9 protein-coding genes are annotated in these 8684 nt (G+C 48.5%); 7 read left to right on the top strand and 2 right to left on the bottom strand.

All coding sequences use genetic code 11. The features are described from left to right. Positions 1 to 155 precede the first annotated feature (155 nt). From R3177_RS10675 to R3177_RS10655, 5 genes are all read left to right on the top strand, one after another. Positions 156 to 479 carry a hypothetical protein gene (locus R3177_RS10675; protein ID WP_318971018.1) on the top strand — a complete coding sequence of 108 codons (324 nt, stop codon included), beginning with the start codon at positions 156 to 158 and terminating at the stop codon, positions 477 to 479. A gap of 178 nt (positions 480 to 657) precedes the next feature. Then, complete coding sequence (locus R3177_RS10670; protein WP_019677626.1) at positions 658 to 912, top strand: type II toxin-antitoxin system Phd/YefM family antitoxin; 255 nt, start codon at positions 658 to 660, stop codon at positions 910 to 912. Further along, positions 905 to 1168 (top strand): Txe/YoeB family addiction module toxin, encoded by a 264-nt coding sequence (locus tag R3177_RS10665; protein WP_019677625.1) that lies wholly within the window; start codon positions 905 to 907, stop codon positions 1166 to 1168. The genes R3177_RS10670 and R3177_RS10665 overlap by 8 nt, the downstream gene beginning before the upstream one ends. A 560-nt stretch (positions 1169 to 1728) precedes the next feature. Then, complete coding sequence (locus R3177_RS10660) at positions 1729 to 2625, top strand: lipid kinase (protein ID WP_318971017.1); 897 nt, start codon at positions 1729 to 1731, stop codon at positions 2623 to 2625. A 1-nt stretch (position 2626) separates the two neighbouring features. After that, the gene (locus tag R3177_RS10655; RefSeq protein ID WP_318971016.1) at positions 2627 to 3067 is read left to right on the top strand and encodes a hypothetical protein; all 441 of its coding nucleotides are present in this window, start codon (positions 2627 to 2629) and stop codon (positions 3065 to 3067) included. 22 nt (positions 3068 to 3089) lie between these two features. Here R3177_RS10655 and R3177_RS10650 read toward each other — a convergent pair whose 3' ends face one another. After that, a complete protein-coding gene (locus R3177_RS10650) occupies positions 3090 to 4268 on the bottom strand; it encodes a cystathionine beta-lyase (protein WP_318971015.1) in 1179 nt (392 codons plus the stop codon). Between the two features lie 215 nt (positions 4269 to 4483). On the opposite strand from R3177_RS10650, the gene R3177_RS10645 reads away from it, so the two are divergent. After that, positions 4484 to 6985 carry a TonB-dependent receptor gene (locus R3177_RS10645; RefSeq protein WP_318971014.1) on the top strand — a complete coding sequence of 834 codons (2502 nt, stop codon included), beginning with the start codon at positions 4484 to 4486 and terminating at the stop codon, positions 6983 to 6985. A gap of 50 nt (positions 6986 to 7035) precedes the next feature. Here R3177_RS10645 and R3177_RS10640 read toward each other — a convergent pair whose 3' ends face one another. Next, complete coding sequence (locus tag R3177_RS10640) at positions 7036 to 7728, bottom strand: EAL domain-containing protein (protein ID WP_318971013.1); 693 nt, start codon at positions 7726 to 7728, stop codon at positions 7036 to 7038. A 437-nt stretch (positions 7729 to 8165) separates the two neighbouring features. Between R3177_RS10640 and R3177_RS10635 the strand changes: the two genes are divergently transcribed. Beyond that, positions 8166 to 8684 (top strand): UbiD family decarboxylase domain-containing protein (locus tag R3177_RS10635; protein ID WP_318971012.1); only part of this gene is annotated, 519 nt, incomplete at its 3' end.

Raw genomic sequence — 8684 nt, 5'->3', positions numbered from 1 at the left:
TCTAAGCCGATAAAAGTTATGCTATTGTTAACCATGCTGACCTCCAGTATTGTATCTTCAACAAATACAGTATGGCTCTGGTTGCAAAACTAACCCACGAACTCGGAGGTCAGCACCTCTTGGGGAGTCATTATGTCTAGGTGAATGGAATGGTCATGAAGACTCTGCAATTAATGGGTAATTTAATCCCTATTTTATTAGTGTTCTTTGGCTATTTTTTATTTGGCGATACCGAACCAAATACACCTAATTACGCGGGTGCAGCTATGGCGATGGTGTGGATAGGAGTTTCAATATTTGCTGTTGGTTTCGTATTGATATTTATATTACCTAGCTCGCTTATTTTATTAACAACCGAAAATCGAAAATATTTTTCGTTTAACTCAAAAGCTTGGTTGTCTGTACTGTTTATTAACTGGCTTTTTATTGGATTATATTGCTTGTGCATATTAGTGTTTGCTTTGACTTCGGTCCGCTAAATTCACCTAACAAGAAAATTTTATCGCCAGCAAAAAGCGCTGGCTGCGACGTCAACCCGCTGCGCGGCTTTCCGCGCTGTATTTGGGCGTTAGCTGTCATAATTGACATGTTCATCATATTGTACATGTCAGGGTTTAAAGCTATACTTGTCCTGTAAAGCGTACATGTGGAGGTTGTATGAGAATTGTGTCTTTTACAGAAGCAAGAAATAGCCTGAAAGCGGTTCTAGATTCAGTAGTTAATGACGCAGATACCGCGGTGATTACTCGCCGTGATTCGGAAGATGCTGTGGTTATGTCGCTAGACTACTACAACAGTCTGATGGAAACGGTGCACTTACTGCGTTCACCGGCAAATGCTGAGCATTTAAATCGCTCAATTGAACAATTCAAAGCAGGTAAAGTAACCTGCAGAGACTTGATTGATGAGTAGTCGTTTACTGTCATGGACTGACGAATCTTGGAGCGATTACCTGTATTGGCAAACCCAGGACAAAAAAACGCTCAAACGAATAAACAAGCTTATAAACGACGTTAGACGCTCACCGTTTGAAGGTATTGGTAAGCCAGAGCCATTAAAGGAAAACTTAGCTGGTTTTTGGTCCCGACGTATAGACGATACGAATCGATTGGTCTACGCGGTTGATGACAATGCGATTACGATAATCTCGTGTCGTTATCACTATTAAATTCGGCCCTTGTGCAGGGCTGCTAACAAGTTACTGCACCGGAAAAATAACTCGCTGAAGCTCGTTACTTTCCGGTGAGTAAAGCGTTAGGTATCCGAGTTACCCATGATCAGTAGACACCTTCTGGGACGAAATTAAATTTGAGTGGTTTTTTCAGCCTGGCTTTAAGACTGAGTTTTGTCAAAAGGCGTTGGTGCTGGCCGAGTCTTATAAAAATCAGACAGGTTAAGACCACTGCTGGGATATTGTTTCAGCACCGAGCTGAAACAGTGAAAATGCTTGCCCGTTTGCAGAGTAAAAATAGTGCTGTTAGTGATGGTTATTCGCGTTAGTGCACTTGTCGTTAATGAATGAAGTTGCAGCAAAATACCACAGGCACTCTGCTTGGTAGGTTAACAATCAGCCACTGTTTGGCTATGCTATTGTTAACCATGCTGAGCTCCCGTATTGTATCTTCAACCAATACTGTATGGCATTGGTAGCAACACTAACCCCTGAACGCGGTGGTTAGCGCCTTAATTGCTGGACGATTTTTAACAACGATATAAAGGATCAGGCTATTGCCTTATGCACTGCTACTGGTAAATCCGAATAGTCGTAATGCTCAGAGCCCTGAGCTGGATGATGCCATAGGGTTACTTAAAACAGAATTTGCTCTGTCTGTTCACGTTACTGAAAGTCCTGAAGATATGATGGCAAAAATAGTAGATTATCAGCGACAGGACGGTACGGTGATTATTGCCGGTGGCGACGGTACTATCAGCTCCGTATTAAAAACGCTTTATCAGCAGCAATGCACCGTGGCGATTCTGCCGCTGGGAACAGCCAATGATTTTGCCCGCTCTCTTGGCATTCCGCAGGATATCATCGCAGCAACTAAAACAATTATTGCTGGCAGGCGGGAACGGATAGATCTGGCAACGGTCAACGATAATTACTTTGGAAATGTCGCGCATATTGGTTTAGGGGTCGATGTAACGCGACAGCTGACACCTGAAACGAAAAAACACTTCGGCATCTTTGCTTATCTCGGCGCTTTTCTCAGTGCTATTAAGCGTAACAGAAGCTTCAGAGCTAATATTAGAGCTGACAACTGGCATTGCTCGGTTAACGTTATACATTTGGCGGTGGGGAATGGCCGGTATTATGGCGGTGGTAATATCGTTGCTGAACAGGCAACGTTACAAGATGGACAACTCAATGTGTTCTGGATTAAACCTCAGCCCTGGTGGCAGTTATTGCTATTAGGACCAGGCCTGCGCAGTGGTAACCTGCAAAATGCACAGCGGGTTAGCTGTAAAATTGCCCGGAATATTAGTATTACCACCACCAGATCAATTGAACTGGAAGCTGATGGTGAACTTAAAACCAAAACGCCGGCTGTATTTAGTGTGATCCCGAAGGCTATAGAGGTCATTTGCGGGACTATACCGCAGCCAACGACGAACAGGATTTAACATGTCAATTATCCGTACAGATAACGAGGCTGACAGCCTGGATATTCTTAAGTTGATAATAGAAACAGCCGATTACTATCGTGAAATGGCTGAGCTTTTAGCAGAGTATCATCTCGATGAGCCTTTAACTGAGCTGGCCAGAAAACGGGAAGCCTTTATTGACCCGTTCGAACAAGTGGTGAAACAACTGGACGAGCTGCCTGCCAGGCCTGACCCTGATAAAGAACTGATGCAAAAGCTGGGCGGCAAGCTCACCCAATTGCTTTCTACTGATGCCAGAAATGCCATTCTGGATAAATGTCTGGAGGAAGACCATAAACTGGCTGACTTGGTCAGACACACTAAGCTTGGTGAGATATCAGCTACTGTTCAGACCCTGCTGGATCAGTTGGCCGACAACCTCAACCACAGCAAAAAAGTGCTGCAGGCATTAAAAAACTAAACTTGCAACAGCGTTAGGCCACTTAATTATTAGCCGCCTGATGAAACCGCTCAAAGGCAGCGCTTAAATCTGCCAGTAAATCATCCACTTGCTCCAGGCCGATATGCAGTCGGATCAAAGGCCCGCTGTAGGGCCAGCGGGTGGCTGTACGCAGCTTTTGCAGCTGCATAGTAGCGGTGATCAGGCTTTCATAGCCGCCCCAGGAAAAGCCCATCTTAAAATGCTGCATACCCTCGATAAAGGCGGCCACCTGCTGCTGGCTTCCCTGCTTTAATACAAACGAGAATAAGCCATTGCTGCCGGCAAAATCGCGCTGAAAAATGGCGTGGCCCGGATGTGATGGCAAGGCCGGATGCAGCACCGTTTCCACCTCTGGCCGCTGCTGCAGCCAGTTAGCAATGGTAAGCGCGCTTTGCTGGTGCTGCTGCAGCCGCACCGCTAAGGTTCTCAGGCCGCGCAGTGCCGTATAGGCGTCATCGGCTGAGGCACAATAACCCATTAAATAACTGTGTTCGCGAAGCTTTGGCCAGTGCTTTTCATTGGCACTGGCAGTGCCGAGCATAATATCGGAATGGCCAACAATATATTTAGTGGCAGCCTGAATTGAAATATCCACCCCCAGCGCAAAAGGCTGACATAAAATCGGCGATGCCCAGGTATTATCCAAAATGGTAACAATATTATGCTGCCTGGCCACCGCACAAATAGCGGGTATGTCCTGCACCTCAAAGGTTAAAGAGCCGGGTGACTCCAGAAAGATTGCTTTGGTATTGGCTTTGATTAAACCGGCAATAGCGCCCCCTATTGCCGGGTCGTAATAGCTGGTTTCAATGCCGAAGCCTTTTAGCAGCTTATCGCACAGCGCCCGGGTAGGCTCGTAAACACTGTCGACCATCAGCAGATGGTCGCCGTTTTGTAAAAAAGCCAGTAGTGCGCCACTGACCGCCGCCGCGCCGCAGGGATACAAGGCACAGCCGGCACCACCCTCCAGCTCACAAATCGCTTCCTGCAGGGCAAAATGGGTATCAGTGCCCCGGCGGCCATAAAATGGCACCCGGTTACCGCGTTGCAACGTCGCCTGTTTCAGCTCCCTGAAAGTATCAAACACTATCGTTGACGCACGAACCAGCGGTGGGTTTACCGCATAACCGGTGTATTTTTTGGCCCGGCCGGCAGCAATAAGTTTGGTATTTTTATGCATGGTTAAACCCCAATTTACCTTAGGTGACTTACAAGCCATCTGGATGTCTGTTACAGACTACCCTGTTTTGCGGTAAAAATCACTACAGCACATCAGCCTGAGCTGATCCTGCCGGAATTAACAGTAGTATTGCATTACTGATACAAAGTTTGCTGAAGTTTGACAAGCACAAACCGGCAGCCTACGTTTTAATGATAACAACAAGGAGCTTACCTATGCGCAGTGCAGCTTTACACCCTCTGGTACTGGCGATCAGTGCCGCTTTGCTCAGCCCGGCGTTTGCTGTACAAGCGCAAAGTAACGACAACCGAACAGATGACGATGAAAAAATCGAGCAAATAGTGGTTACCGGTACCCGGGTAGCGGGACGCTCGGTAGACGACACCGCAGTACCTATTGATATTATCAGTGCCGAAACCCTGCAACGCTCCGGCACAACCGAGCTTAATCAGGCATTATCGGTGGCTCTGCCATCATTTAACTTTCCGCGCCCGGGCCTGGCTGACGGTACTGATACCATTCGTCCCGCCACCTTACGCGGTTTAGGGCCGGATCAGACCCTGGTACTGGTCAATTCCAAGCGCCGCCATGCGGCATCTCTGGTCAATGTTAATGGAACCATTGGCCGCGGCAGCTCAGCGGTAGATTTAAATACTATTCCTACCGCAGCCATCCGCAGCGTTGAGGTGCTGCGTGACGGTGCCTCAGCCCAATACGGTTCAGATGCCATAGCCGGGGTTATCAACGTCCGGTTACGTGAAGCCAGTGAAGGCGGTAATGTCAGTCTTTCCTATGGCTATCGCGACAGCTCTTACACGGTGCCGGTTGCCTCACCGCCTGCTAATGCCACCTGGAGTGTTCCGGCTGAAATCAGCCGCGATGTTAACGACGGTGAAACAATCAATTTGTCGCTGTGGAAAGGCTTTACCCTGCCTGGCAATGGGTATTTTACCCTTGCTGCAGAACTGAAAGACGCTGAGCGCACTGAGCGCAGCGGTTATGATCATCGCCAGCAGTATCCATTGGTTAACGGTAATTATGATCCGCGGGAACAAACTATTGACCGATTTAATGCCTGGTATGGCGAACCGGAACTGCAACAGTTTACGCTGTTTGCTAATGCCGGCATGATGCTGGACAACGGTAAACTCTACGGCTGGGCCAGTTTTCAGGACCGCTCTGCCCGCTCCGGCGGCTTTTACCGGCGGGCGCTCGATGATCGCAACGTGATTGAAATCCACCCTGACGGTTTTTTGCCGATTATTGCCCCTGACGTGACTGACAGCAGTGTTGCCATAGGCTACGAGTGGGATCTTGCAGACTGGAGTATGGATGCCTCAGTGGTATACGGCATGAACGAAATGGCATTTACCATTGAAAATACAGTGAACCGCTCCCTTGGTGCTGCCAGTAAAACCGAATTTGACGCCGGGGGCTTCGAATACGACCAGTGGGTATTTAACTTTTCTGCCGTTACCTCATTTGATGTGGCTAGCTTTGCCTCGCCGGTAAATATGGCAACCGGCATTGAAGTGCGCCGCGAAGGCTACGCCATTTTTGCCGGCGAACCTGACTCGTACCGCAACGGCGGTGTGTTATTACCTAATGGCAACCCGACGCAGTCCGGCGCCCAGGTATTCCCCGGCTTCAGACCGGCCAATGAAGTAGATGAAAGCCGCCGGGCAGTTGGTGTTTACGTTGATTTTGAAGCCAATATTACCGATAACCTGCTAGGTTCGGTCGCGGTGCGGGCCGAAGACTATTCTGACTTTGGCAATAACCTGACCGGCAAACTGGCACTGCGTTATGATGTCACTGAAAGTGTTGGGCTGCGGGGCAGTGTTCAGAATGGTTTTCGCGCACCGTCGTTACAACAGCAGTATTTTACCAGCACCTCAACCAATTTTATTAACGGCGTACCCTTTGATATTACTACCTTTCCGGTTAATAATCCGGCCGCCATCGCCCTAGGCGCCACCCCGCTGGACGCGGAGGAGTCGGTTAATTTTTCGCTTGGGGCAGTACTGCGGCTGGGTGACTTAACGCTGACCATAGATGGTTACCGGATAGATATTGATGACAGAATTGTGTTGTCTGAAAACCTGACACAGCCCAATGTACGAGCCTATCTGGAATCGCTTGGCTTAATCGGGATTGGTGGCGGTCGCTTTTTTATCAACGGGGTTGATACGGAAACGCAGGGGGTGGATATCGTCGCGAATTACCCGGTGTTTACTACCGATAGCGGGCGTTTTGACTTCACCCTGGTTGCTAATTTCAACAGCACTGATGTTACCCGCACGCCAGAAACCGCTGAGTTGTCTGCATTGGATCCTGCCCCCGAGCTGTTTGGCCGGGTAAATGTGCTGACCTATGAAGAAGGCAATCCGAAAAGCAAGTTAGGCGCGCATATTAACTGGAGCCTTGACCGTTTCGGTGCCACCTTTAGGGCCACCCGTTATGGAGAAGTACTTGCGCCTAATGCTAACCCGGCTAACGATTTTACCCTGGATGCAAAAACGCTGCTTGATGTCGAAGCGCGCTATCAGCTGACTGACAATATGAAACTGGCATTTGGCGCTGACAATCTGCTTGATGAATATCCGGATGCGTTTCCGGTTAATTTAAACACGACCGGTAATACGCCATTCTCTAACTACTCACCTTATGGCCGCTCTGGCCGACTGGTGTATGGCAGAGTAAGTTACGATTTTTAACCGGCGGCTTCATATTCTCTGCTGACAACCCGGGCGCAACAGCGTCCGGGTTACTTCATGCCGTTAAGCTCGGCGGTGGTAATTAACCGCTCCAGCTCCGGCCGGGCGAAATAATAACCCTGATAGTAACGAATACCCAATCCCAGCAGGCACTCCAGTTCAGCTTTGGTTTCGACGCCCTCGGCCAGCACCAGGGTGCCCTGCCGTTCACACTGGACAATGGTTTGCTCGATAATGAACTGATTGTCCGGGTTGTTTTCAATATTGCGGACAAGCGCCATATCCAACTTTAAAATATGCGGTTGCAGCTCAACCAGCCAGTCGAGGGTGGCATAGCCTGAACCATAATCATCAATAGCGGTTTTAAAACCCCGTTTCGCATAACTGCGAAATATCCGGTTTAAATGGTCTTTATCCGGAATTTGCTCACCTTCGGTCACTTCAAATACCAGTTTGGTTAAGTCAAAGCCATATAAATCAGCCGCTTCTATGGTCGCTTTAATACAGGTTTCCGGGTTATACACCGCATTGGGTAAAAAATTGATATTCAGGTAGGTATTGCAGCCGAGCTTAGATGCTGTTTCAATGGCTTTAACCCGGCATGCCTGGTCAAAATAGTATTTATTTTCTTCGTTGACATGCTGAAAAACCCAGCCAGCACCCTGCCCCTCAGGGCCACGGACCAGCGCTTCGTAGCCACAGATAACCTGATATTTCCAGTCAATTATTGGCTGAAACGCCATGCGAATTTGAAAACCTAACGACTGACCGCTTAAACAATCACTGCACGTCTGTTGTTTAATTTGCGCCGGAAAATCCATCAATAACCTTTTCTATGGTAAACAGTTAGCCAAACTTTAGCGATTATCAGCCAGTATTGCCAACTTTATTCTGCTATCGCCACTGATTAGTGCCGGCCTGATAACTCAGCACTGTCGGGTAACGACTCATAAGCGCTGTGCTGCATCGCAGCAAACGTTAACACGTAACTGTCTGATAATTTGTTTGATATTTTTTAACCCCTTGCTGTTCTGCCACCGTATTGTGCTGAGTTGAATGCCCCTGTCACTGTTATAAAGCTGGCTAAATACCAGACCCGCTGCAGAGCAGGTCAGAACTGGTAAGCACAGAGCAGAGCTGTATAATAGCTGGCAATAACTGACAAGGCCTGATCCGAAGCATGAAATATAAAGACTTACGCGATTTTATCAGCCAGCTGGAACAACGCGGCGAACTGGTGCGGGTAACTGCCGAAGTAGACCCGGTGCTGGAGATGACTGAAATTGCCGACCGCACATTGCGGGCTGGCGGCCCGGCCCTGTTATTTGAAAACCCGAAAGGCTATAGCATGCCGGTACTGGCCAACCTGTTTGGTACGCCGCAACGGGTGGCGCTCGGCATGGGCCAGGAACATGTCTCAGCATTGCGTGAAGTCGGTAAATTACTGGCATTTTTAAAAGAGCCTGAGCCGCCAAAAGGTCTGAAAGATGCTTTCAGCAAGCTGCCATTATTTAAGCAAGTATTAAATATGTCTCCTAAGCAGGTAAAAAAAGCCGCCTGTCAGCAAATTGTGCTAACCGGGGAGCAGGTAGACCTGAGCCAGCTGCCGGTGATGACCTGCTGGCCGGGCGATGCCGCGCCATTAATTACCTGGGGTTTAACTGTAACCAAAGGGCCGCACAAAGAGCGGCAAAATCTG

The organism is Arsukibacterium sp. (assembly GCF_033722355.1).
In the GTDB taxonomy this organism is placed as follows: domain Bacteria; phylum Pseudomonadota; class Gammaproteobacteria; order Enterobacterales; family Alteromonadaceae; genus Alishewanella.
This window is presented reverse-complemented; position numbering and strand designations above follow the sequence as displayed.

Excerpts from the sequence above, each read along its gene's own strand:
- R3177_RS10650 (WP_318971015.1), bottom strand. The coding sequence starts at position 4,268 with ATGCATAAAAATACCAAACTTATTGCTGCCGGCCGGGCCAAAAAATAC.
- R3177_RS10645 (WP_318971014.1), top strand. The coding sequence starts at position 4,484 with ATGCGCAGTGCAGCTTTACACCCTCTGGTACTGGCGATCAGTGCCGCT.
- R3177_RS10655 (WP_318971016.1), top strand. The coding sequence starts at position 2,627 with ATGTCAATTATCCGTACAGATAACGAGGCTGACAGCCTGGATATTCTT.
- R3177_RS10670 (WP_019677626.1), top strand. The coding sequence starts at position 658 with ATGAGAATTGTGTCTTTTACAGAAGCAAGAAATAGCCTGAAAGCGGTT.
- R3177_RS10675 (WP_318971018.1), top strand. The coding sequence starts at position 156 with ATGAAGACTCTGCAATTAATGGGTAATTTAATCCCTATTTTATTAGTG.
- R3177_RS10665 (WP_019677625.1), top strand. The coding sequence starts at position 905 with ATGAGTAGTCGTTTACTGTCATGGACTGACGAATCTTGGAGCGATTAC.
- R3177_RS10640 (WP_318971013.1), bottom strand. The coding sequence starts at position 7,728 with ATGGCGTTTCAGCCAATAATTGACTGGAAATATCAGGTTATCTGTGGC.